This is a genomic window from Binatus sp. (SeqCode), from assembly GCF_049584895.1.
Lineage (GTDB): Bacteria > Desulfobacterota > Binatia > Binatales > Binataceae > Binatus.
In genome coordinates, this window is the sequence record NZ_JBAUYR010000009.1 from 1 (window position 1) to 24,344 (window position 24,344).

The following is a 24,344-nucleotide window of genomic DNA, read 5'->3' on the forward strand; positions in this document are numbered from 1 at the left end:
TTTCGGTATTCGCGAGCACGCGATGGCCGGGATTGCCACGGGCATGGCCCTGCATGGCGGCGTCCTGCCCTTTGCCGCCACCTTCTTTACGTTTTCCGACTACATGCGGCCAAGCATCAGACTGGCGGCCTTGAGCAAGGCCCACGTCATCTATGTGTGGACCCACGACAGCATCGGATTGGGCGAGGACGGACCCACGCATCAGCCGGTGGAACAACTGGCAAGCCTGCGCGCGATTCCCGATCTAATGCTGCTGCGCCCGGCCGACGCCAACGAGACTGTGGAAGCGTGGAAGATCGCGGTGGCGCATACTGAGGGGCCCGTGGGGCTGGTGTTTACGCGCCAGAAGTTGCCCACTTTGGACCGCAGTACGCTGGCCCCCGCTGCGGGAACGGCAAAAGGAGCTTATGTCCTTGCCGACTCCGCCGCAGGTCCGCCCAAGCTTATCCTCATCGCTACCGGTTCCGAAGTGTCGATCGCGCTCGAGGCGCACAACCAACTGACTCGTGAGGGAGTTGCCAGCCGGTTGGTCTCGATGCCCTGCTGGGATTTGTTTCAGGCGCAGCCGCAATCCTACAAGGACATGGTTCTTCCTCCCGGCGTCAAAGCGCGAGTCAGTGTTGAGGCAGGCTCCCCGCTAGGATGGGAGCGCTACGTGGGCCTCGAAGGCGCAATCATCGGGCTGAACCGCTTCGGTGCTTCAGCGCCGGGAGAAATCGTGATGCGTGAGCTGGGCTTTACTCCAGAGCACATCGTCAAAGTTGCCAAATCTATCCTGGCCGCCAACCGCCCTGGGTAAGACATCCATAGAGCTCGAAACAAGTCGCGCATCGAAGCGTCCGGCCCGCACCGCAGCTAAGATCCAGCATGCTCTACGCAACAGGCTGCTTACCCATCCTGGTTGCTCCACGATCAGGCTGTAGAGGCGTGTCCTGGCGCTCCTGCTCGAACGTTGCTGATAATCTCTAATTCACAACGTTGACCGGATGGCCGTCGAGAAATGCGCGCACGTTGGCGATCGCGATATTGAGTAGTCGCGTTCGCGCTTCCTTGGTTGCCCACGCGATGTGCGGCGTTACGATACAATTCCTGGCACGCAAAAGCGGATTGTCGGGAGCAGGCGGTTCGCTCGAAAGTACGTCAACCGCCGCGCCCGCCAGACGGCCGTTGTTGAGCGCGTCAGCCAGGTCCTGCTCTATAATCAGTGGACCACGAGACGCGTTAATGAGAAACGAGCTCGGTTTCATCAAAGCCAGGGACCTCGAGTTGATAATTCCCTGGGTTTGCGGGAGCAGCGGGCAATGCAGACTCACGACATCCGCCTGCGTCAGTAGTTCATCGACTTCACACCATCGAAACCCGGGCCAGTCAGGAACCGCGCTTCGGACCTCGTCGGCGGCGATTACCCGCATTTCGAACGCCAGTGCGATCGCTGCCACGCGTTGGCCGATCCGACCAAGACCTATTATTCCCATCGTCTTGCCCGCCAGCTCGACCAACGGAGTTCTCCAGAAGCTGAAATCCCGTGATCGCGACCACTCGCCGGCGCGAGTCGCCTCGCCGTGAAGGCCCACGTGATGGCACAGCTCCAGGAGCAGCGCAAATGTAAATTCCGCGGTCGAGGACGTCGCATAGGTCGGTACATTGGTGACTGCGATGTTGAGCTCGCGCGCTGCCTTCACATCGACGACATCGTACCCGGTGAAGAGCACGCCGATATAACGCGTCTTTTTGAGCTGACGCAGGATTTGCGCAGAAAGGCGGGTCCTGGTGGTGAAAACGATTTCCGCGTCGTGCGCACGCGCTACAACCTGATCGGCTGGAGTACGGTCAAAGACTTGCACCTCGCCAATCGTACGCAGCGGCTCCCAACTCAAGTCGCCGGGATTCAACGCGTGACCATCGAGAACGACTATCTTCATGACGGGCATACCTCACCTTCTAGAGAGGAATGATCACTTGGTCGCTTGCTGAACCGGCTGCACTCGTTCACCTTCGATCGCCGACTGACCCAGATTGAGCGCGATTAGATCGTTCATGGCGATGCCGCTGGTAGCTTCGACGGAATAACCATTGTCGAAACCGAGCGATACCGGCGCTAGATGCACGGTCGAGTTTTGGACCAACGGCACGAACACCTTGCCCTCGCGGAAGATGAGCTCATCGTCAGGAACCAGCGGCGCCGACGTTGGCACTTTCACCGCGAGCGACATCGTGCCGTACATCCCCGGATATAGCGCGCCGTCGGAATTAGGGATGTCTGCTTCCACCAGCATCATTCGCGTCGCGGGATCCAAAGCCTGCGGGTGTCGAGTGACCTTGGCGCTGATATCCTGGCCGGGGCGCTGTACCACTGAGATTTCGGTTGGAGTCCCATCGTCGATGAATTTTGCCACGTCCTGCGGCGCGCTCGCGTAGACGCGGATAGGGCTTAGGGTTGCAAGTTGGACCAGGGGCGACGCGGTTTCGGTGAGATGGCTCAGCAGATAGGTACTGGTTGGAGTAATGGTCTGGGCTACCAGAACGCCAGGATCGACATATCGCGCAGTCACGATTCCGTCGAACGGCGCGGTTATCACCTCGTAGGACTGCAAGGCGAGTAGTTGTTTGTAGGTGGCGTCTGCCTGGAGAGCGGCACCGTGCGAATTGTCGGCGATCTGCTGAGAGACTCCGTGCTTGAGTACAAGCCCCGCATCGCGCTTGTCGGTGGTGGTTTGCAACCAAAGGTTGTCTTTGGCGTCGGCGACCTGTTGGTCCAGTTCAGGAGATTCAAGGATAGCGATGACCTGGCCCTTTTTGACCCGATCGCCTTTATCTACGCGGATCTCTTTTAGATATCCCGAGATCTTCGCGAAGACCGGGGTTTCCACATAACCCTGGATCGTGGCGGGAAGTGTGAGCCGGCGGTCTGCCGATGCAGCTTGGGGATGAGTCACGAGAACGTGGGGGCCCGCTTCCGCAACCTTGTCGAGTTCCGAACGCTGCGCGCTGATAGCATAGGTGCGTGACACTACGACCGCAGCGCTTCCAACTATGACCGCGATCATCGCCGCAAACCATCCTATCACATGACGACGACGATCTTGCCTGGAGACTTCTTTATGGGCGTGGCTGGCTTCCATTTTACTCTCCTAAGATGGCCTTCGGCGCGAATTTCATGATTCGCGCGTCGCGCTCATTCTTACCGATGTATTCTCGGCTGAAGATTGAGTAGACCGTGGGTACAACGAAGAGGGTCATCGCGGTGGCGAATAAGAGTCCTCCTATTACAGCGCGGCCCAACGGAGCGTTCTGCTCGCCACCCTCGCCTAGTCCCAGCGCCATCGGCAGCATGCCGAGAATCATTGCGAGCGCGGTCATGATAATCGGTCGGAAGCGGATATGACCGGCCTGGATTGCGGCGCTGACGGCGTCCGAGAATTCTCCGCCTTCCTCGCGCAACTCGTTGGCAAAGGTGATCAGCAAATTACCGTTAGACACGCCCACGCCGACAGCCATGATAGTGCCCATCAGGGATTCGACATTGATGGTCGTGCCTGTCGCTATCAGTGTCCACAGCACTCCCGCGAGCGCACCAGGTATAGCCAACGAAATGATGAAAGGTTCCAGCCAGGATTGAAAATTGGCAACCATCAGCAGGTAGACCAGCACGATCGCCAGCACGAGTCCCGCGCTGAGAGTTATAAAGGATTCCCGCATCGCCTGGCTCTCGCCGCGAATGACGATTTTCTGCTGAGGCGGCAACTTCCCAAGAGAGGCGATCGCTTTTTGCACATCCGAAGTGACGCTCCCCAGGTCGCGTCCAGATACACTGGCATTCACGTCCATGACTCGCTGCACCGTGTAGTGGTCGATCACGGCTGGATCCGCTGAGCGAGAAATTCTGGCGACATTGCCGAGGAGCTGCGGACTGTCAGCAGTAGGCGCCGCAGACAAAGATCTGAGCGGCGTATTTGAAATAGCATCAATCGAGTTCAGTCTATGCTGCGGCGTCTGAGCGATTACCGAATAGTTGACTCCCGTTTTCGGATCGACCCAGAAGCTAGGTGCTAGCAGCGAATCGCCGCTGGTCGAGGTCAACAGACTCGAGGCCACATCCGATTCAGTTAACCCAAGTTCCAACGCCTTGGCACGATCGACATCAATCTTAAATGACGGATAGTTGAGCGGTTCCGCAATCCTGAGATCGACGAGCCCGGGAATACGTTGCATCACCGACTGCAGCCGACTGGCCAGCATATAGTCGGCGCTAAGGTTTGGCCCCGACACTTGCGCATCGATAGGAGCGGATAGGCCGAAGGTCAGGACCTGACTTACGATGTCAGCGGCCTGAAAGTAGCCTTCAACGCCGGGAAAGTTGCGCGCGAGCCTGGCCCGAATCGCCTTTTCATAGAAAGCCGTCGGGCGGCTATGTTTCGCCTTCAGCTCTATCATGATGTCCGCGTCCTGGTCTCCGACGCTGTCGGTCGGGTAGTAGGCGAGCACAAAGGACTGCGGAGCCCCCACGTTGTCACTGATACTCTCAAGCTCGTCGGCCGGAATCACCTGATGGATATCGCGATCGATCTTCGTGACCAGGTACGATGTCGATTCGATGCGGGTCCCAGTTGGGGCGCGGATGTGAAGCCTCATCAGTCCGGTATCGACGCGCGGGAAGAAATCCTGGCCGACGACCCAGAACAGCGGTAGCGAACCCACGATCATCACGGCTACGCCCGTCAGGGCTAGTCGCCGATGTTCTATGAAAGCTGCCAAAGCGCGACTGTACGCGTCCCTGACGCGATTGAAGCCGTGTTCGAATCCCGATAGGAAACGGCCTAAGAGTCCGGAAGGTGGAGCGGTCTCTACAAAGTTGGGCAACAGATGACTGGCCATCGCCGGCACCAACGTTCTCGACAAGAGATAGGAGGTCAGCATCGCGCCCACTACCGCCAGCGCAAGCGGCGGAAACAGATAGCGAGCTACACCCGACAGCAACACCACCGGAAAAAATACGGCGCAAATCGAAAGCGTGCCGACTAGCGTGGGCGTGGCGATCTGATGCGCGCCCTCCAGTATCGCGGTGACTAGGGGCTTGCCTGGAGTATGATTGCGGTGAATATTTTCGATCTCCACCGTCGCATCGTCGACCAGCATTCCCACAGCCAGTGCAAGTCCGCCCAACGTCATAGTGTTAATGGTCTGTCCGAAGAGGTTCAGTGCTATGATGGAGGTCAGGATAGCTAGCGGAATCGACGTAATGACGATTAGCATGCTGCGTGCTGAGCCCACGAAAATCAGCACCATTATTGCCACTAGCGTGGCTGCAGTTAGTGCTTCCTGAAGCACATCCCATAGGGCCGCTTTCACAAACACCGACTGATCGAACGTAAGCGCTATCTTCAATCCTTTAGGGGCGACCGACATGATGCCGGGTAAGCGGGCTTTGACCTGATCGACAACGGTTATCGTCGAGGCGGCAGCCTGCTTAATCACGAGCAGGTACGTGGCGGGCCGACCGTTAATCTGCACAGAGTTTGTCACGGGCTGATGGGTATCGCTCACCGGCGCGAGTTGTCCAAGTAGAACCGGCGTGCCATTCGCGACCTTCACCGGCAGTTGGTTGAATTCCGGGACTGTCTGCGGGCTCATGTTGATGTCGACGTCATAGGTATGCCCGCCAACACGAATCGTTCCAGAGGGGATTACCGGGTTGGTCAGTGAGAGTGCATTGCCGATGTCCTGGGCCGACAACTGGTTGCCGTAGAGAGCCGCCTGATCCAGATTGACCATCACATTGCGGGGCACGCCTCCCAATGGCTGCGGGCTGGAAAATCCTGGAATTGTGAATAGCGCGAGCCGGATGAAATTGAATCCGTAATCGTATAACTGCTCTCCTGAAAGAACGTCGCTATAAACATTAAGTTGAGCTACCGGGACGTTCGAAGCGTTGTAGTAGATGATCTGCGGCGGTTCGGTACCTCGCGGCATCTGATGCAGGATGGCATTCGAGACGGCACTGACCTGCGCCATCGAGGAGCCCGGATCCGCATTGGGCTGAAAATAAATCTTTACGATGCCGATCCCCAGGAGCGACTCCGACTCCATATGTTCGATTGCGTTGACGGTGGTCGATAGTGCGCGCTCGCTGATTGTCACCATCCGCCGCTCCATGTCGTATGGAGAGAGGCCGGGATAGTTCCATACCATCATCACGACCGGCAGATTGATCGCCGGGAAGATGTCTGTGTTCATGTACGCGAACGATAAGACCCCGAGTACGAGCATCAGCAGGGCCATGACCGCTACCGACAGCGGGCGCCGTAGCGCGACGAATACTAGCCACATCATGGTATGAGGCTCCGCGAGTCCTTGATCGCGACGTCGGACGCGACGACATCTGACCGGTTCCACCAGCCGCCCCCCAGTGCTTGAAAGAGTGCCGCGGTGTCCGCATAACGGCTGGCTTCTGCCTGCACGAGGCTTATGATCGCCTGCTGATAGGAATTTTCCGCGACGAGCAGTGATAGGTATGGAATATAACCGGCCTGATACTGATCACGTGCCAGCTTGAAGCTCTCTGCCGCTGAGCGCTCCGCGATTGCGTCCGCCTTCAGAGCGTCGGCGTCGGTTTCGATCGCATGCAGGGAATCCGCAACGTTCTGGAATGCGACCAGAACCGAGTAGCGATACTCGGCTAAGGCCTGGTTGTAAGCATCGATCGCCGCGCGTCTAAGATGCAGAAGAGTTCCGCCCTCGAAGATCGGCTGTGCAACTCCCGCAGCGACGCTCCACCCGAGTATCGCGGGATTGACCCCCGCTGCTGCGTAAGTTCCGAGCCCGCCGCTGATCGTGAACTGCGGCAGCATATTCGCGGTAGCCACGCCGACCTCCGCGCTCGCGACGTGCAGGAGCGCCTGGTACTGGCGAACGTCCGGCCGTTGCTCGACGAGCTGCGAAGGCAGACTCAGCGGCAGGGTTTGCGGCAGCTGAAGTTCCGACAGATCGAAATTCGCGCCGACATCCTCGTTAGGAAAATGACCAGTGAGAAGTCTGAGCAGATCCCGCTCGATTTCCAACTGCTTGTTCAATGGCGGCAGCATGGCCTCGGTTTGCGCGAGGGTGGTCTGTTGCGCCATCACATCGGCCTGCGAAGCGCCGCCGAGATCAAATTCGTTTTGTACGATACTGAGCTGATCGCGCTCGTCGTTGATCAGCCTATTTGTTGCCGCGACCTGACCACGTAGCGAAGCCTCCTGAATCGCGGCAGTGACGACATCCGCCGTCAGGGTGAGGTAAGTCGCTTCCAACTGAAATTGCTGGTATTCCGCCTGCGCATTGGCCGCTTCCACCTGCCGGCGGATTCCGCCAAACACATCCAGCGTGTAAGACACATTTACGCCGACATTCAGGAGGTTGTAGGGCGACGTGATCCCCGTAGGTAGTCCGGTGTGGTAATAAAGTCGGCGCTCGCGGAGTCCGGTCACACCCGCATTGACGCTCGGGTACAGGAAACCCTTTTCGGCTGCCGCGGTCTCGGTCGCCTCACGCAACGCTGCCTGTGCAGCCGTGACATTGGGGTTCGCCTTTAAAGCCTCGTTGACGAGCCGGTCAAGTTGCTCGGAATGAAAAAGATTCCACCATTGGCCGGGTATCTCCCCGCCGGCCTGCAGGGTTTGCGCAGATCCCCCGATAACATCGGCGGAAGCAGTGTGAGCCGGCAACGGGCTCGAGGTATATCCGCTAACCTTGGGAGCAGCGACGGGGTGGAAATCCGGCCCTACCGCGCAGCTACACACCGTAGCAGCTATTACGATTGTTTCTATAGTACCGAAAATGCGCGTGAGTGCCTGCATTTGGGCCTCGGTCGTGGTGCGCTATATGGCCGCCCACATGACGGAAAACTACCGTCATCCTCCGATGCCAAAGGCGTGAAAAGTGACCGCTCAAATCGTGAGATTTGCGGGTCGCGCCAATTTCCCCCGACTTGTCAGATCAGCGCCGGATATTCGGGCTTATAGGTCTCCGACTGAATGAAAGCGCCAATGTCGCTCGGCTTCGGAACGCGGGCGAGCCCACGCGCGAAGATCACTTCCGCAACGCGCTGTGCCGCGTGCAACTCGGTCTTCAGGATTTCCGACTGCGGCGGATAAATCAGCCCGACGTCCAGCTCCGCCTTGGTCACCTGCTCGGCCACCGCACGGGCAGCGGCGATGAACATCTCGTCTGTGATCAGTTTTGCGCGAGTCGCATAGACGGCCATTCCAATGGCAGGGAAGATGTACACGTTGTTTCCCTGCCCGGGAACCAAGGTCCGATCACCGAATCGCACCGGAGGAAAAGGGCTCCCACTAGCGAAGACCGCTCGGCCCTCCGACCAGCGGTAGGCCTCCTCGGCCGTGCATTCTGAATGCGAGGTCGGGTTTGAATAAGGGAAAATGATCGGGCGTCGGTTGATTCGGGCCATTGCCTTGATCACTCGCTCATTGAAAGCCTTGGCAACGGTGCTGACGCCGATGATCGCAGTCGGTTTGATCGATTCAATCGCGTCGACGAAATTCTTCACTGGCTCGTGCGGATGTGCATACGGCTTCTGGAAATCCGCCAGGTCTTTACGGCTTGATTCCAGCAACCCGTTAACATCGAACAACCAGGTACGTGCGCGGGCCTTTTCGCGTGGAATTCCTTCGAGCGCTATCGTTTCCGTCAACAGGTTCGCGATGCCGATGCCGGCCGAACCCGCACCAAGGAACAAGAAGGTCTGTTCGGAAAGCTTCCCGCCGGTTATGCGTAACGCTCCCAGAATTCCGGCAAGCGCAACTGCGGCGGTACCTTGGATGTCGTCATTGAAGCAGCAGATCCGTTCGCGATAGCGGGCTAGCAATCGCACAGCGTCGACTCCGGCCCAATCCTCGAACTGAACGCAGCAGTTGGGGAACTCAGTTTGGACGGCGGTAATGAATTCTTCCACGAACTCGTCCAACTGTGAGATTTCCGGACGCGTTTGCCGCAGGCCTAAATAAAGCGGATCGCGGAGCAGCGCCTCATTGTTCGTGCCACAGTCGATAAGCACAGGTAGGGTGACCTGAGGCGGTACCCCGGCACATGCGGTGTATAGTGCCAGCTTACCGATCGGAATCCCCATGCCATTCGCACCCAGGTCGCCGAGTCCGAGAATCCGCTGGCCGCTGGTAACCACCATAAAGCGAATGTCGCGTTCCGGCCAATTTCGAAGAACGTCTCTTACGTGGCCCTTCCGGTTGATAGAAATATATAGACCCTTGGGCCGGCGCATGATGTGGCCAAACTGCAAGCAAGCCTCACCGACCGTCGGCGTATACACCAGCGGCAGGAACATCGCGGGATCCGACATCAGCAGCCGATAGAATAGCGTCTCGTCTGTGTCCTGGAGTTGCGACAGGAAAATGTATTTTTCCAGGTCGGTCGGTTTTTGCCCTAACTGAAGCAGCGCTCGCTTGACCTGAGTGTCCTCGCTGTCGATTCCTTCGGGTACGAGGCCCACGAGTCCGAGAGCTTCACGCTCGGCTTCAGTAAAAGCAGTCGATTTGTTTAGTCGCGGATCACGCAAAAGCGCCAAGCCGCGTGGTGTACTTGTCATTTTGTCGTCCTCCGTTGCCGGTGAGTCATTTAGCCGCCGCAGCCGCGACATAGGGTTGGACCATCTTTTTGGGATCGACGACGCGATCGAATTCAGCTTCTGTCACGAAGCCGAGCTTGAGCGCGGCGGCCTTTAGCGTATGGTCGTTATCCATCGCGTAGTGCGCGATCTTCGACGCCTTGTCGTAGCCAATCACCGGCGACAGCGCCTCACCAGCATCAGCGAGCGCTCCACATTCTCTTTGATTTTTTTCAGATTCGGCTTGGTGTCCTCGATCAGGAATTTGCGGAAGTTTGTGCAACCGTCGGTCATGATTGTGATCGAGTGGGTAAGGTTGAAAATCAAGAGCGGCTTGTAGACGTTCATCTCGAGGTAACCGCCGGCTCCGCCGAAGCCCGCAGCCACGTCGTTAGCCATCACCTGCACCGCGATCATGGTCAGCGCTTCGGCTTGGGTCGGATTCACCTTGCCGGGCATGATCGAGGAGCCGGGCTCGTTCTCGGGGATCTCCAATTCCTCGAAGCCGGCGCGCGGCCCACAGGACATCAGGCGAATGTCATTGCCGATTTTGTAAAGAGATACGGCCAGCGTCCGGAATGTGCCGGACAACTGCACGAGCGCATCATGCGATCCTTGCACGGTGAACTTGTTCGGCGCGCTGACGAACGGCAACTCCGTGAGCTTCGCGATCTCAGCCGCCGCTGCTTCGGCGAAACCGGGTGCCGCATTGATGCCGGTGCCCACCGCGGTGCCGCCGAGCGCCAGCCGGTACACGCTCTTCAGCGTGTCGTCGATTCGCTCGAGGTCGTCGGTGAGCATCCCGGCGTAGCCCGACCATTCCTGCCCAAGCGTGATCGGCGTGGCGTCCTGCATGTGGGTGCGGCCGATCTTGACGATGTCTTTCCATTGCTCGGCCTTAGCCGCTATAGCGTCGCGCAGCCGAGTGACGGCAGGGATTAGGCGCCCGGTGACGTTCACCGCTGCGGCGATATACATCGCCGAGGGGAACGAGTCGTTGGACGACTGCGACATATTCACATGGTCATTAGGATGGACCGGCGCCTTGCTGCCCAGTTCGGTGTCCGCAAGTTGGCAGCAGCGGTTGGAGATGACCTCGTTAACGTTCATGTTGAACTGCGTCCCGCTGCCCGTCATCCACACATGCAGCGGAAACATGTCGTGGTGCTGACCGGCCAGGATCTCGTCGCAAGCTTGCACGATCAGCCGGTGAGCCGAGTCGTCCAGCCGTCCACCCGCATGGTTGGCGTTAGCCGCCGCCTTTTTCAGCGTTGAGTAAGCCGTGATCATCTCCCGCGGCATCAGGTCCTGGCCGATGCTGAAGTGTTCCAGTGAGCGCTGCGTCTGCGCCCCCCATAGTTTGTCGGCAGGCACCTCGACCACGCCCAAGCTGTCGGTTTCTCTGCGAAATTCGGTCATGAAAATGCTCCGATTCAAATGCGACGCTTATACGGCGTGAAAAATGACCGCTCAAATTGAGCGTTTCACGGTTTGCCGAACGCCACGGATGTGGCGATAATCCGGTTCGGTCACCAGATTCGCTCGGCATGGAGAGATTTCGGATGCCACCTGACAGGCGAAGCGCAGGCTCAACTGGTGTCCGCGACGCCGGGCCGAGCGCCCGTGTCGTCCAAAAAGGAGTGTTCCGCAAAGAGGGCGAATACTGGACCGTCGGCTACGGTGGCAATTCCTTTCGTCTGAAGGACTCCAAAGGGCTAGGGTACCTCGCGCATCTGCTGCGCCATCCCGGGGTCGAATTTCACGTGCTTGATTTGGCCGGTGGCATTGCCGGCCAGCGCGATGATGACGGAGTCGATCAATCCGAGCGGGGCTTGCCGCGCGGAGACGAGGATCTCGAAAAGGCAGGCATTCATATCGGCAGTCTGGGTGATGCGGGCGAGATGCTCGACGAGCAAGCGAAGGTTGCCTACCGGCGGCGGCTTTCCGATCTACGCGAAGAGTTGGAAGAAGCCAAAGCGCGGGGAAACGTAAAGCGCGCTGAGCAGGCGGAACATGAAATCGATGCGCTGACCAGGGAGCTCTCGCGCGCCATCGGACTCGGTGGACGCAATCGGCGGGCGGTATCAGCTTCGGAACGCGCCCGCCAAAGTATCACTAAGACCATCAAGTCGGTACTGGACAGAATCGCGCAGAGCGATGCCGCGCTGGGAGACATCTTCGCGCGAAGTATCAAGACCGGCAACTTCTGCTCCTACCAGCCAGATCTCGACTTCCCGATTGAGTGGGAGTTCGCCGCGGCGACGGTCAAGCCAGACCAGCCGCCGGCTCCAAGGGCCGATCGCGCTCCAGCGCGTGCAGATCATCCGCAAGGGCCGCCAGTGGTGCTGGAGGTTTCTCCGTTCTCGCTGGCGGAGCTGCGTTCGTGGGACGGGAATCGGAAGGCGGTGCGATTCGCGCGGTCATCGATCGTGCGAGCACCGGCCACGGATCGGTTGTCATGCTCTGGGATGGACCCGGGGTGGGTAAGAGCCGCCTGGCGATGGAGATGGCCGAATACGCTTTGCACCTCGGCTTCCGGTGCTCTGTGGGCCGCTGCTACGAAAGAGACGAACCGGTACCCTACGTCCCGTTCGCCGAGATCATCGAAAGCAATCTGGCGCAGGCGGCAAGCCAGGATGATTACCGTCGCCGGATGGGAGACAATGCGGCCGAACTGGCCCAGATCGCTCCAAGCCTGCGGCGAATTTTCCCCGATCTTCCGAAACCGCTCGAATTGCCGCCGGCCCAGCAGCGCCGCTACCTTTTCCAAAGCGTCTCCGAGACGCTGGCCCGCTCGGCTCAAACACTTTCGCAGTTGTACATACTTGAGGACCTTCACTGGGCAGACGAGTCAACGCTTGCACTTTTGATTCACCTGGCCAACCGCGTCGGTCAACTCCCGGTTGTAATTATCGGTACCTACCGCGACGGATATTCGGATACCAATCCGGCGTTGGTAAGGACTCTGGAGGAGCTGATTCGGATCGGTGTCCGTCCGCACAAGCTGGGCGGTCTGTCCAAAAACGCCGTCGCGCAGATGTTACAAGGGCTGAGCGAGCGCGAGGCCCCGGAGAGTTTGGTAAGCCTCATTTTTGAAGAAAGCCAGGGATATCCATTCTTCGTCGAGGAGGTGTACCGGCATCTTACCGAAGAGGGGAAAGTCTTCGATGCGGCCGGCCAGTTCCGCACCGACCTCAAGATCGACGAGATCGAGGTTCCGGAAAACGTGCGGTTGATCATCGGTCGCCGCCTGCAGCGCCTCGACGAGAATGAGAAGCGAGCGCTGGCGGCCGCTGCAGTGATCGGGCGCAGTTTCAGCTTTCGACTTCTGACCGCGGTAAACCAGATGGACGTTGACGAACTTTTCGGCGTCATAGAGAAGGCGCAGGGGATGGGAATAGTCGTTCCGAGCTCAGAGGGGCCCAAAAGGCCGTTCACTTTCTCCCACGAACTCGTACGTCAGACTCTACTTGCCGGCATCTCGGCGCCGCGACGAGAGCGACTCCACGCGGCCGTAGCCGACGCTATCGAGCGGCTAAATCCTGATGCCGTTAAGGAGCGCGCCGGAGAGATCTCAGACCATCTGCTCAAGCCAGGATCGTTTGCTGACGAGCAAAAACTAGTCCGTTGGCTCACGCTGGCAGGCAGGAGCGCACTTGAGGCTGCGGCGTTTAGAGAAGCACGGCGGAACTTCCAATCTGCCCTGTCGCATCAAGGCGCCCTTGACCCAAGACAAAGGGCCGAGTTGTTGGCGAGCCTTGCGACCGCCGAGCGAGGTCTTGATCTGTGGGACACAGTAGTTGCCAATCTCCGCGAAGCCCTCGAAATCTACATTGGTCTCGACGATCGGGAGATGATCGCGAGGAGCTTTACCGATTTAACAGACGCCTTCAACTGGGCTGGTCGCTTCCAGGAAGCCATTGAAACCGCTCAACGCGGGCTCGCTTACTTGCAGGCGGATGTTAGCGCTGAGCGGGCGCGTCTAGCCGCTGCCCTCGGACGGGCCTACGGAGCCGCCGGAGACTACAAACCGGCACAAGAAGCGCTCCAGGAAGCGTTGAATATTGCGTCCCAGCTCTCGGATGCAAACCTCATGGCGGACGTGCTCAGCACTCGCTCGGCAACAAATTATGCCTTCCTGCGGTTGAGAGAAGCCGCCGCAGACGGTTTCCGCAGCGAACAACTGGCTGGGTCAGAAGCATCTCCCTGGCAGCGTAACCTACAGTTGCGGATTCTGTATTTGACGTTGCTATTTTTAGAACGCGTGGAAGAGGCGTTGAGAATCGCGGACGAGCTTGAACCCCTGGCGCGAAAGATTGGGGATTCTTACTCGTTCGCGCTCTGCATCAGTACGCGAGCTTGGACAGAATTCGGTAAAGCTCCCGATCTGACCAAACTCGAAACCACTCTCCGACAATTGAAATCTGGCCAAAAGGCGCTGTATATGTTCTTGGATTTCTCCGAGATAGATCAGACTTTCGTAGATTTCTTTCGCGGAGACTGGGCAGCCGCACTCTCGCAAGCCCACGCCGACTGCCGCGCTGAACTAAGGAGTTCGACCGAGGGATTTGAGGAAGGAACACTTTTTCGACTGATGGCTTACGCCGGCGATCACGACGGTGCAGTAGAATTCCTTCATCAGAAGCGCATGTTGCTGCCTATTACCGGCCAACCGAACACCAGAGGTTCGTGGTGGATGCTCGCGGCTGTTATTGAGGGACTTGTCATGATCGGCGAGCAATCGCAAGCTGCACAATTTTACCCGCTCGTTCGGGAATTGGTGGGCACCGAAACGGTGGTGCTTTGGTCCATTCGGCGCTTCACGCAGACGATCGCGGGTCTCGCCGCGGCTGCGGCACATCAGTGGGAAGCCGCTGAAGATCACTTCCGGACCGCGATGCAACAAGCCGAGGCTTTCCCCGACCATCTCGAACAGACGGAGATACGGCGCTTCCACGCCATGATGCTTATTGATCGCGCCGCTAAAGGAGATCACGAAAAAGCACAGACGCTGCTCAATGAAGCGCTGCAGAGTTACGAGTCTATCGGAATGCCACGTCACCTCGAGATGACCCAGGCTCTGCTAGCCCGCTGCCGATAGGTAAGCCTAAGTCTCGGATCGATCGACCACCGATCGACGATGACGACATCAATGGACTCGCACCGGTCCAGATATCTTCAGCGCGAGACGAGCGGAATTACGTATTGGACAGTTTGCAGTGCGGAACCGATCAGAAGCAGGAACGCGCCATAACCGCCCAGCGCTCGATCGGGCAAGTTGTCGGCCCACCATTCTACCAACGGGCTCAGGATTTCCACGGTGGTGCTAAGCACACTGACGACCAGGCCTATCTGGATACCATGAAAAAACGCCTCTGAGCGTCCGGTAATTGCGCCGCTGATTACGCCGGCAAGCCCGATCATCATGCCTCTCACGAGGCCGCCTTGAAATATCGATCGCTCGATCCGTGGACGCTGGTAGATACGATACATGTTCGTGCCGAAGCCGGACGCGTATGAGAGATGCATCGCGATCGCACTCAGGACACCGAAGGCGAGTCCGAAGTCGCGGCCGACGGCTAGCCATCCCGCGGCGCCAAAAGCGGACCCGCGCAGTGTTGCCATCGCCGCCCACTCCAGATTCGAAGGCGGAACTCCGCGCGCGCGTCGCCGAAGTTGATATTCGATTAAGGGTCCCATGACGAACGCACCTGCAAGGCCAAACCACAAACCAAGCATCGCGGCGTAGCCGAGTCCGAAAATCGCGCTGTATGTGAAGAGCCGCGACAGCATCCGCAGCGGCCCCTGCTTCGCCCCGAGCAGATCGTAGGCGAGATAGAGTCCGCCCAGGGCGTTGAGCACGACGCCAGTGAGGCTCAAGAGCGGAACGATCTGATCGATAGCGATTAGGCGCATTCCCGACACTTCAATCTCCGTCGATACCCATCGGCCCTTCCCTCGCTGATACTTTTAAGCTCGTCGGCGGGACACGAGGTCGTCTGGAGCTGCCGGGCTGCTCTGGCTGGTGTTATCCGCCATCACTGCCGTTACGGAGATACCAGGGCACATTCACGATCACTATCCTGTGCCTCCCCTTACTCAACAGACCAGCCGCAAGAAGCCGGTCGCGCTGGTTGTGGAGAAAATATTGGTACCATCGGCGTTCGACCAACTTCGGCAGCACCACCGCGATGGTGCGATCAGGGTTCTTCTGTTCGATCTCCAGGACGTGATCGATGATCGGCTGGACCACGAATCGAAACGATGACTTCAGGACCGTGAGCTGCGGGACCTGCCGCTCCGCCTCACGCGCCGGCTCCTCCACGCGCGACGGCCAAATTCGTTTCAGCGAGTTGGTACCGTCTTCGCTTTCGATATGCAGCACTTCGACCTCGCGCGACATCCGAAGGTCAGCAGAGTCAGAATCAGGAGGCATAGCGTGAGCGCGTAAGGCTGAAGGGCCGGTAGGGCCGAGATCAATGCGCCGACACCGGCCGAGATCCCGACCGCGACATTCAGCAGGTAGTCAGTCATCAGGGCGGCGGCGGCCACAAGACTGGCGTTCGCGCCGAGGTTTTCGCGCGCCACAGTATAGGAACCGCCGCCGCTCGGATAAGCCGCGATGGTCTGCCGATAACTGACGTATACGATGCCGAGCATAATGACGATCGCCACTGTGAGCGGAAAGATCAACGTCAGTCCCGCCGCACCGAGTGGCAGAAGTACGGTCAGTGCCGCCTCGGGACCATATGCGGCGGAACTGAGCGCATCGAGTCCGAAGGTCGGCACGCCCGCGGCTGAACCGATGCGCTGCTCGCCCGCCTCATGGGAGGCAAGAGGACGTCCAAGTATGGTGTCGATCAGTGAAATTTTAGGGGCCGGGAGTTGACGCCGAACCGCAGCTAGTTGTCTTATCAGAACCCGCAGCAGCACTGGTCGGTTGGGCTCCAGAATGGCATTCCCGGGTATCGACGGCAACGGGAAGAACCCTTGAGACCTGATAGCATAGCCCACGCCCAAGCACGTCTTTTCTCGATCTAGCAGTCGCGAGTCCGGGACCATTCTTGTAGTAGCCCGGATATCGCAGCTATATCTTGCGCCAAACTGGTTTGCCTGGATCGACTAGCTTTAGGTCGACCGGCGCGATGCCGAATAGCGCGATTACGGCGGGCTGCTTCGCGCCCCTCTTTACCCCATCGTAGTGCGGTGTGCCGGCGACGCGTCTGACGAATCCTCCGGCAGGAACCGGGACTGTGCTGTCCGGATCAAAATCAGCGCCGCTGTTCACCCACCATGTGCCGGACATTACCAGCGAGAGTCGATCTGTAGCATAGGAGTGCGGGGCACTCATGTAGCCTGGATACCACTTCATCAAAACCAGATATGGCCCGGGCTTATCCAAGCCTCCATAGAGCGTCGCCATTTCACCGATGTGCGGAGGGGCGCCGGTCCAGGTGGTCCACTTGATAGCGTCGGGCAGAGTTATTTGAGTCTCCGATGGATTGATTGCGCTGGCCCGCGCAATTGTACCCGATGCCGCCAACTGCAGACCTCCTGCTAGTATGCCGAACAAGAGCGCCCGTCGGCTCAAGCAAACATCATCCTCGAGCGTGCCGTCTATGACGGTCCGGATCGCTTCGCCTTTGTTGCTGAACATAGACTCTCGATTCCTTTGTCAGATTACCCCGAACCCGCCTAGCTGCTGCACGAAGACATGGCCCTTCGCTCCTATACGTACGCATTCGATATTGGGCCGTGAAAACTCAGTTGTGCATATTGGCTTGTCGATTGCCGGACATCTGTAGAGATTGGGCTCGATGGGCAAGCACTTGTCAAGGTCGAAATTCATCTCGGCGTAGTCACCGGCCTTCTGTTGAGCCGGCGTCAGATCGGGCTGCGACCCGCATCCCGCAAACGTGAGCATAGCGACTGCCGCGACCGTTGCGCCGGCCTTGGTAAGTAAGCATCGAACGTTCATGGCATTACCTCCGAAATTATTGTCGCTCCCTTTAAGCACTTCTATGGTTGGTAGTTGGCAGCACGGCGTCGTCATGGCGGATCCCGCCGGCGCGATAAACCTCATGGGGTCGCACGTTCTCGCGCAATAGCTCGTCGAGCGCGAGGCGACTTATCACCTTGACCGGCTCACCGTTGGTCAGCGCCGCGAGCAACAGCAGCGAACGGCCAGTGACGTCATACTTATCTCCCGTCTTAAGAGTAGACGCCTCCTTGCGCTCGGGGTCGTTGGTGTCTATAAAAGTCAGCCATTGGTCGCCGCCGACGAATTCGGGAAGAGTGAACTTGACGCGGTCGTAATAACTGTTGATCACGATCAGCAGGGTGACGTCGGAAGCTCTTCGCTTGATGCCACTGGTTTGAGCCCTTCCGTCGATGAGCATGCCGAAGCAATGCATCCTGCCGTCCTCCCAGTCACTCCTTTGCATCTCTCTGCCTGATGCATTGATCCAGGTGACGTCCTTGACCTCAAGTTCCGGGTTGTATTCGCCGCTGAGGAACCGGCCGCGTCGAAGGATGGGAAGAGCATGGCGCAAACGGATCAGTTTCCGGGTGAAAGCAATCAACGATTGTCCGTCTTCTTTGATTCCCTCCCAATCTACCCAGCTGATTTCGTTGTCCTGGCAATAGGCGTTGTTGTTGCCCTTCTGAGTCCGGCCGAACTCGTCGCCGCCCAGAAGCATCGGCGTCCCCTGTGAAAAGAGCAGCGTCGCCAGCATATTGCGCTTCTGTCGCTCGCGGAGGTTGTTGATCTCACGATCTTGAGTGGGACCCTCCGCGCCGCAATTCCAGGAAAGATTGTTTGAGATGCCGTCCTGGTTGTTCTCGCCGTTGGCTTCGTTATGCTTGTCGTTGTAGGAGACCAGGTCGTTCAACGTAAAGCCGTCGTGAGCTGTGATAAAATTAACACTTGCGTAAGGCTTGCGACCCCTTTTCTTGAACAGATCGGCCGAAGCAGCCAGGCGCGAAGCCATTTCCGCCGCCTTCCCTTCATCTCCCTTCCAAAAACTTCTGACCGTATCTCGAAAGCGATCGTTCCACTCGGCCCATCCCGGCGGAAAAGACCCCACCTGGTATCCTCCCGGCCCACAATCCCATGGTTCTGCGATCAGTTTCACCTGGTTCAGGAATGGGTCCTGCCGACAGCTGTCCAGAAAGCCACCGCCTTGGTCGAAGCCCGCGCCTTCGCGTCCGAGTATGGTCCCCTCATCGAAGCGGAAGCCGTCGACATGCGTTCCGTTATCCAGTAGCGCAAGCTATCGTTGACCATCTGCAGTACGCGCGGATGGCTCAGGTTCATGGTATTGCCAACGCCCGTGTCGTTGATGTAGTAGCGAGGGTTGTCGGGCAACAGGCGATAGTAAGACGCGTTATCTATGCCCTTGAACGAAAGGGTCGGCCCACGTTCATTGCCTTCCGCAGTGTGGTTGTAAACTACGTCGAGGATGACCTCCACGCCGGCATCATGGAAATGAGCGATCATCTGTTTGAATTCCGTGATCGCCCCAGTCGCGAAGTAACGCGGATCCGCCGCGAAGAAGCCGATAGGATTGTATCCCCAATAATTGGTCAGTCCCTTCTCGATCAACCCGCCCTCTCTGATGAAGGAGTAGATAGGGAGCAATTCGACGGAAGTCACTCCCAGGCTTTTGATGTAGTCGAGCACTTCCTTGCGGGCGAGGCCCGCGAACGTGCCACGAAGGTTTTCCGGGACGTTCGCATTGCGCTTTGTGAAACCTTTGACGTGTAGCTCGTAAATGATCGTCTGATCCCACGGTACGTTGGGCCTGCGGTCGCGACCCCAAGTGATGAGCCTACGGTTATGAGCCCAAGTGAACGCAGAATCGACTACCACGCACTTCGGCATCAGCGGCGCGCTATCCCGCTTATCGAAGGTGAGATCGTCTCCTTGAGCGCCCAACGTATAACCGAATAACTCAGGACCCCACTTGAGTTGACCGATATGCGCCTTCGCATAGGGATCCAGGACCAGCTTGTTAGGATTGAACCGATGGCCCTTCTCGGGTTCATAGGGGCCGTGCACGCGGTAGGCATACACCGTTCCTGGTCCGGCGTCGGGCAGATAGCCATGCCAGATCTCATCAGTGTATTCCGGCAACTCAATTCGCTGGACTTCCTGGGTTCCGCTCTGATCGAACAGACACAGTTCGACCTTCGTGGCGTTGGCTGAGAACAAGCAGAAATTAACTCCCAGGCCATCCCAGGTCGCGCCACGCTGGGTTGAGCTGCCTTCCCAAATGCGGATGGCTTGTAAGTCAGTGGCCATTTTCGCCGTCCTATGCGCTTAGCACTTAGTTCCGAGATGCGAATTAACGTTCAACTTCCGCATCCGCTACCTATGGTCTCAATGCTACGTGTTGGCGCCCTGGCGCTGGACGAACACGCTGCCCTTGGGTCCGATCCGCACGCAATTTAGGTCGTCGCGGTTGAACTGGGGCGTACAGAGCGGTTTATCGACCGCCGGACACTTGTAGAGATTGGGCTCGAGTTGGTCGCACTTCCGCAAGTCGAAATTGGCTTGCGCCAAGGGTGAGCCGGTCTCAATTGTGGGTGGCTGTGTTTCCGTCGAACAACCGGCCGACGCCAGCATCGCGAATGCCCCAATAATCGCCGCTCTCTTTAGTCCTATAATCACGCGTTTCATCGGAAACTCTCCTTTGGGAGTGGGGCCGAGAGACCGCCCCTATGGTTTTTGAATGTTGCTCTTCGTCTAGTTCTTTTTTTCGTTACCGACCTGGCTCTGCGGATTCAGATTCTGCAAATGGCCGCTCTCGGTGCCTGCCGTCGGATCGATGACGCAGTTGATGAGTGCGGGTTTGCCTGACGCGAGGGCTACGGTGAGAGCCTTGGTTAGGCTTCGCGGATCGGTCACGTTATGGCCGGTGCCGTCAAACGCTTCGATGAGTTTGTCGTAGCGCGCGTCCCGCATGAGAACGGTCGGTGAAGGATCGGCCCCACCGCTACGGTTGATGTCGTCGCCGCGATAGATGCCACCGTTGTTGAAAACCACGACGACTATCGGCAAGTGGTAGCGGCAGATGGTCTCGAGCTCCATTCCACTGAAGCCAAAGGCGCTGTCGCCTTCGACTGCGACGACAGGCTTGCCGCTCACGACCGCCGCACCGATGGCATAGCCCATGCCGATACCCATCACGCCCCATGTTCCGCAGTCGAGACGTTGGCGAGGTTGGTGCATGTCGATGATGTCGCGACCGAAATCGAGAGTGTTAGCCCCTTCATTGACGACGTAGATGTCCGGCCGGTTGGCGAGGACGTCGCGTATCGCGCGAAGCGAGCTGTAGAAGTTCATCGGGTTAGGACTGCCGTCGAGGCGGGCTGCCATGCGTTCAGTGTTGTGCTGCTTGCGCTCGGCGATCGCGTCGATCCATGCGGCCTTCGGCTGTATCTGACCGGGCTTGAGCGCGGCCAGGAATGCCGACATAGCTGAGCCGATGTCGGCAACGACCGGTGCCGCGATGGCGCGATTGCTATCGATCTCAGTCGCCGAGATATCGACCTGCACGAATTGTGCAGTCTGCGACCAATGCGGGCCCTTGCCTTGTGCGAGCAGCCAGTTCAGTCGCGCTCCGACTAGCATCACGACATCAGCTTGGGAGAGAACGAGAGAGCGGGCGGCCGCCGCCGATTGTTTGTGATTGTCAGGCAGGAGACCTTTCGCCATCGACATCGGCAGGTATGGGATGCCGGTCTTCTCGATGAATGACCGAATGGCGTCGTCGGCCTGTGCGTATGCTGCACCCTTGCCGAGGATGATGAGCGGACGCTGTGCGCTCGCGTGCAGGTCGATGGCGCGTTTGATCGACTCGGGGTCGGGGATCTGCCGGGGCGATGGATCGACGACGCGTACCAACGATCTACTGGCCGCATCGTTGCCGAGGGTTGCGGCAAGGACGTCGGCGGTGAGATCGAGGTAGACGCCACCGGGCCGACCTGACACTGCTGCGTGTATTGCGCGCGCAACTCCAGTGCCGATATCTTCGGGTTTGCTGACACGGAAAGACGCTTTGGTGTACGGCTTTGCCGCGTTCATCTGATCGAGTTCTTCGTAGTCGCCCTGCTGGAGATCGACGATCGACCTGTCGCTCGATCCGCTGATCTGGATCATCGGAAAGCCATTAGTGGTCGCATTAGCCAGGGCGACCATGCCGTTCAGAAAGCCGGGCGCGGAGACGGTCAGACAGATGCCCGGCTTCTTCGTCAGATAGCCGGCGATCGCGGCCGCATTTCCAGCGGACTGTTCATGCCGAAAGCCGATGTATCGGATCCCTTCCGCTTGCGCGAGACGAGCCAGGTCCGTAATCGGAATACCGGCCACGCCGAAGATGGTATCGATACCGTTGAGTTTCAGGGCGTCGACCACAAGATGGAACCCATCGGTGATGGATTGAGATTTATTTTCGTTTGGCTTGTGAAACACCTTTCAAAAGATTTGGCTGGCACTCAGACGATCTTGTCCCTGTGCATCCCGGCGATCTTTTCCGAGGTGTAGCCCAGCATCCTCAGCACTTCGTCGGTATGCTCGCCCAGCAGGGGGGCACCGGTGATCTTCGGCGTGAAGTCGGAGAACTTGATCGGGCTGCCGACAGTGAGATATTTGCCGCGCTTCTCCTCGTCCACCTCGACAATAGAGCCGCTTGCGCGCAGGGCAGGATCGTTTTCGATTTCCTTCATCGATAGAACCGGTCCGCATGGCACGTCGAACTTGCGCAGGATATCGATGGCTTGGAACTTGGTCTTGTCGGCCAGCCACTTCTCGATATCGGCAAAAATGTCGAAAATCTTGCCTGCCGCGCGCGCGCCGTGGCGTAGGCCGGATCCTTCGCCCATTGCGGCTTGCCGATGGCCTCACAGGTCCGCGCCCAATTCTGCTCCTGGATCGCGAAATAGATGTAGGCGTTCGGATCGGTTTGCCAGCCCTTGCACTTGAGTACCCAGCCCGGCTGCCCGCCGCCGCCTGCGTTACCGCCGCGCGGGACCGCTTCGCCAAACTTTCCGTTGGGATACTGCGGGTACTCCTCGAGATGGCCGACGTGATCCAGCCGTTCCTGATCCCGCAACTTGACGCGGCACAGATTCAGCACCGCATCCTGCATGGATACAGCAACCTTCTGGCCTTTGCCGGTCTTCGCACGGCCGATCAGCGCGGTCAGGATGCCGATCGCCAGATGCATTCCGGTATTGCTGTCGCCCAGCGCCGCCCCGCTGACCGTCGGCGGGCCGTACCAGAATCCGGTAGTCGAGGCGGCGCCGCCGGCGCACTGCGCCACGTTGTCATAGACTTTGAGGTCCGCGTAGGGCGAATTTTCGCTGAAGCCCTTGATCGAGCCGAAGACGAGCCGCGGGTTGAGTTCTTGAATATGCTCCCAGGTGAAGCCCATCCGGTCCATCGCACCGGGCGCGAAATTCTCGACCAGCACGTCGGCGTCGCGGATCAGCTTCTCCATGATCGCCTTGCCTTCCGGCGTCTTGGTATTCAGTGTCAGCGACTTCTTGTTGCTGTTGAGCGTGATGAAGTACAGCGCGTCCAGATTGGGGATGTCCCGCAATTGGTTGCGCGTCACATCACCAACACCCGGCCGCTCGACCTTCAGCACGTCCGCGCCGTACCACGCCAACAACTGCGTGCATGCGGGTCCGGCCTGAACGCCTGTGAAGTCGATAACTTTAATTCCTTCGAGTGGTAGTGCCATGAGCAAAATGGTCCTCCGTTAAGAATTTATGCTGAAGCGGGCGTGAAAAATGGCCGCTCAAAAGATGTGCGCTCGGTTTTCGCAGTCATAAGAGTTTTCAGCACCGCACAGGTGAGGCGTGCGAAATCGCCGCACGAAGCGCGCCTTCCAATTTCCCGCCTTGATACGTGAGAGCGTTCGTTATCGTTGGTCAGACACCAAGCTGGAGAAAGGCGGTCGTGACAACAGACATTCTTCTGGAGCGGGTGCACGATTCACGTAGCGGCAAGGTTCATCTTCCCAGCGAAGAGGTGGCGGAGCTTCAGGAGTGGTTGGCGGTGAGCCTCGCGATGATCGCCGGCTTCCTGGATGCCTATGGCATCATTACCTACGACACTTACGTGTCATTCATGAGCGGAAATACCACGCAAGCCGGCTATAGAATCGGGCAAGGTAACTGTTGGGCAGCAATGCATTCAGCGCTGGCAATCGTATTCTTCGTGGGCGGGTCTTTCGCCGGAGCCTTGCTCGCGCATTCGGGGGTGCGTCGGATACAGCGGCTGGTTTTTGGAGTGGTCGCAGCCTCGCTGGCCTTGATCGTCGGGTTCACGCAACTTGGATTTTCATCGGGTTGGGTTCCCATTGTGGTGGTCAGTTTCGCGATGGGCGCCATGAATACCGCGCTGTCTCGCGTCGGCGCGCAATACGTGAGCCTGACCTTTGTAACCGGGACGTTGAGCAGGATTGGAGTGCAACTCGCGCTCGCGGCCAAGCGCGCGCCTGTTCCGGACAGCCAGGGATCGTGGGATACACATCTACGCCGGGCTCTCCTCTCGTCAGGTATCTGGGCCGGGTTCCTGACCGGCGCATTGTTGTCGGGGATGGCGATACCGCGCTTTGGAGTGTGGGTATTGTTTTTCCCCATACTAATCCTATCGGCGCTGGCGGCATTAGACCGCGCCACGAGCGCGGCAGTCTGATCTCGATATCAAGGTCTGCTT

15 protein-coding genes and 4 pseudogenes are annotated in these 24,344 nt (G+C 58.4%); 3 read left to right on the top strand and 16 right to left on the bottom strand.

All coding sequences use genetic code 11. The features are described from left to right. Positions 1-799 (top strand): transketolase-like TK C-terminal-containing protein (locus WB650_RS01760; protein WP_423959204.1); only part of this gene is annotated, 799 nt, incomplete at its 5' end. A 166-nt stretch (positions 800-965) separates the two neighbouring features. Here the strand turns inward: WB650_RS01760 and WB650_RS01765 are convergent. From WB650_RS01765 to WB650_RS01795, 7 genes and pseudogenes are all read right to left on the bottom strand, one after another. Then, complete coding sequence (locus WB650_RS01765; RefSeq protein WP_422305316.1) at positions 966-1,922, bottom strand: D-2-hydroxyacid dehydrogenase; 957 nt, start codon at positions 1,920-1,922, stop codon at positions 966-968. 33 nt (positions 1,923-1,955) lie between these two features. Beyond that, the gene (locus WB650_RS01770) at positions 1,956-3,122 is read right to left on the bottom strand and encodes an efflux RND transporter periplasmic adaptor subunit (RefSeq protein ID WP_422305318.1); all 1,167 of its coding nucleotides are present in this window, start codon (positions 3,120-3,122) and stop codon (positions 1,956-1,958) included. 1 nt (position 3,123) lies between these two features. Further along, complete coding sequence (locus tag WB650_RS01775; RefSeq protein ID WP_422305320.1) at positions 3,124-6,330, bottom strand: efflux RND transporter permease subunit; 3,207 nt, start codon at positions 6,328-6,330, stop codon at positions 3,124-3,126. Then, the gene (locus WB650_RS01780) at positions 6,327-7,835 is read right to left on the bottom strand and encodes an efflux transporter outer membrane subunit (protein WP_423959206.1); all 1,509 of its coding nucleotides are present in this window, start codon (positions 7,833-7,835) and stop codon (positions 6,327-6,329) included. The genes WB650_RS01775 and WB650_RS01780 overlap by 4 nt, the downstream gene beginning before the upstream one ends. A 134-nt stretch (positions 7,836-7,969) precedes the next feature. Beyond that, positions 7,970-9,649, bottom strand: a complete 1,680-nt coding sequence (locus tag WB650_RS01785; protein WP_422302620.1) for an NAD-dependent malic enzyme — start codon at positions 9,647-9,649, stop codon at positions 7,970-7,972. Further along, a pseudogene (gene fumC, locus WB650_RS01790) lies at positions 9,624-11,035 on the bottom strand (class II fumarate hydratase). Before fumC ends, WB650_RS01785 begins: the two are co-directional and overlap by 26 nt. Positions 11,036-11,331: 296 nt before the next feature. Then, complete coding sequence (locus WB650_RS01795; RefSeq protein ID WP_422302618.1) at positions 11,332-11,532, bottom strand: hypothetical protein; 201 nt, start codon at positions 11,530-11,532, stop codon at positions 11,332-11,334. A gap of 467 nt (positions 11,533-11,999) precedes the next feature. Here WB650_RS01795 and WB650_RS01800 point away from each other — a divergent pair, with 467 nt between their 5' ends. Beyond that, complete coding sequence (locus WB650_RS01800) at positions 12,000-14,717, top strand: ATP-binding protein (protein WP_422302616.1); 2,718 nt, start codon at positions 12,000-12,002, stop codon at positions 14,715-14,717. 77 nt (positions 14,718-14,794) lie between these two features. On the opposite strand, the gene WB650_RS01805 is transcribed toward WB650_RS01800, so the two are convergent. From WB650_RS01805 to frc, 9 genes and pseudogenes are all read right to left on the bottom strand, one after another. Further along, positions 14,795-15,532, bottom strand: coding sequence for a hypothetical protein (locus WB650_RS01805; protein WP_422302614.1), 738 nt, complete (start codon positions 15,530-15,532; stop codon positions 14,795-14,797). 112 nt (positions 15,533-15,644) lie between these two features. Next, positions 15,645-16,001: a hypothetical protein gene (locus tag WB650_RS01810; protein ID WP_422302612.1), complete on the bottom strand. Its 357-nt coding sequence runs from the start codon at positions 15,999-16,001 to the stop codon at positions 15,645-15,647. A gap of 23 nt (positions 16,002-16,024) precedes the next feature. Beyond that, positions 16,025-16,486, bottom strand: a pseudogene (locus tag WB650_RS01815) (APC family permease); the annotation flags it as partial. A gap of 217 nt (positions 16,487-16,703) precedes the next feature. After that, positions 16,704-17,273 (bottom strand): cupin domain-containing protein, encoded by a 570-nt coding sequence (locus WB650_RS01820; protein WP_422302610.1) that lies wholly within the window; start codon positions 17,271-17,273, stop codon positions 16,704-16,706. Between the two features lie 18 nt (positions 17,274-17,291). Continuing rightward, on the bottom strand, positions 17,292-17,594 hold the full coding sequence (locus WB650_RS01825) for a hypothetical protein (RefSeq protein ID WP_422302608.1): 303 nt from the start codon (positions 17,592-17,594) through the stop codon (positions 17,292-17,294). A 31-nt stretch (positions 17,595-17,625) separates the two neighbouring features. Next, a pseudogene (gene glgX / locus WB650_RS01830) lies at positions 17,626-19,919 on the bottom strand (glycogen debranching protein GlgX). Positions 19,920-20,003: 84 nt separating this feature from the next. Next, positions 20,004-20,297 (bottom strand): hypothetical protein, encoded by a 294-nt coding sequence (locus WB650_RS01835; protein WP_423959209.1) that lies wholly within the window; start codon positions 20,295-20,297, stop codon positions 20,004-20,006. Positions 20,298-20,363: 66 nt separating this feature from the next. Next, entirely contained in the window at positions 20,364-22,091 is a 1,728-nt protein-coding gene (gene oxc / locus WB650_RS01840; RefSeq protein WP_422302604.1) for an oxalyl-CoA decarboxylase, read from the bottom strand. A gap of 23 nt (positions 22,092-22,114) precedes the next feature. After that, positions 22,115-23,364, bottom strand: a pseudogene (gene frc, locus WB650_RS01845) (formyl-CoA transferase). A gap of 218 nt (positions 23,365-23,582) precedes the next feature. Here frc and WB650_RS01850 point away from each other — a divergent pair. Beyond that, complete coding sequence (locus WB650_RS01850; RefSeq protein ID WP_423959211.1) at positions 23,583-24,323, top strand: YoaK family protein; 741 nt, start codon at positions 23,583-23,585, stop codon at positions 24,321-24,323. Positions 24,324-24,344: the final 21 nt, after the last annotated feature.

Coding starts and splice junctions, on each gene's coding strand:
- WB650_RS01820 (WP_422302610.1), bottom strand. CDS start 17,273: ATGTTCAGCAACAAAGGCGAAGCGATCCGGACCGTCATAGACGGCACG.
- WB650_RS01805 (WP_422302614.1), bottom strand. CDS start 15,532: ATGCGCCTAATCGCTATCGATCAGATCGTTCCGCTCTTGAGCCTCACT.
- WB650_RS01825 (WP_422302608.1), bottom strand. CDS start 17,594: ATGAACGTTCGATGCTTACTTACCAAGGCCGGCGCAACGGTCGCGGCA.
- WB650_RS01770 (WP_422305318.1), bottom strand. CDS start 3,122: ATGGAAGCCAGCCACGCCCATAAAGAAGTCTCCAGGCAAGATCGTCGT.
- WB650_RS01775 (WP_422305320.1), bottom strand. CDS start 6,330: ATGATGTGGCTAGTATTCGTCGCGCTACGGCGCCCGCTGTCGGTAGCG.
- WB650_RS01765 (WP_422305316.1), bottom strand. CDS start 1,922: ATGAAGATAGTCGTTCTCGATGGTCACGCGTTGAATCCCGGCGACTTG.
- WB650_RS01835 (WP_423959209.1), bottom strand. CDS start 20,297: ATGAAACGCGTGATTATAGGACTAAAGAGAGCGGCGATTATTGGGGCA.
- WB650_RS01785 (WP_422302620.1), bottom strand. CDS start 9,649: ATGTCGCGGCTGCGGCGGCTAAATGACTCACCGGCAACGGAGGACGAC.
- WB650_RS01780 (WP_423959206.1), bottom strand. CDS start 7,835: ATGCAGGCACTCACGCGCATTTTCGGTACTATAGAAACAATCGTAATA.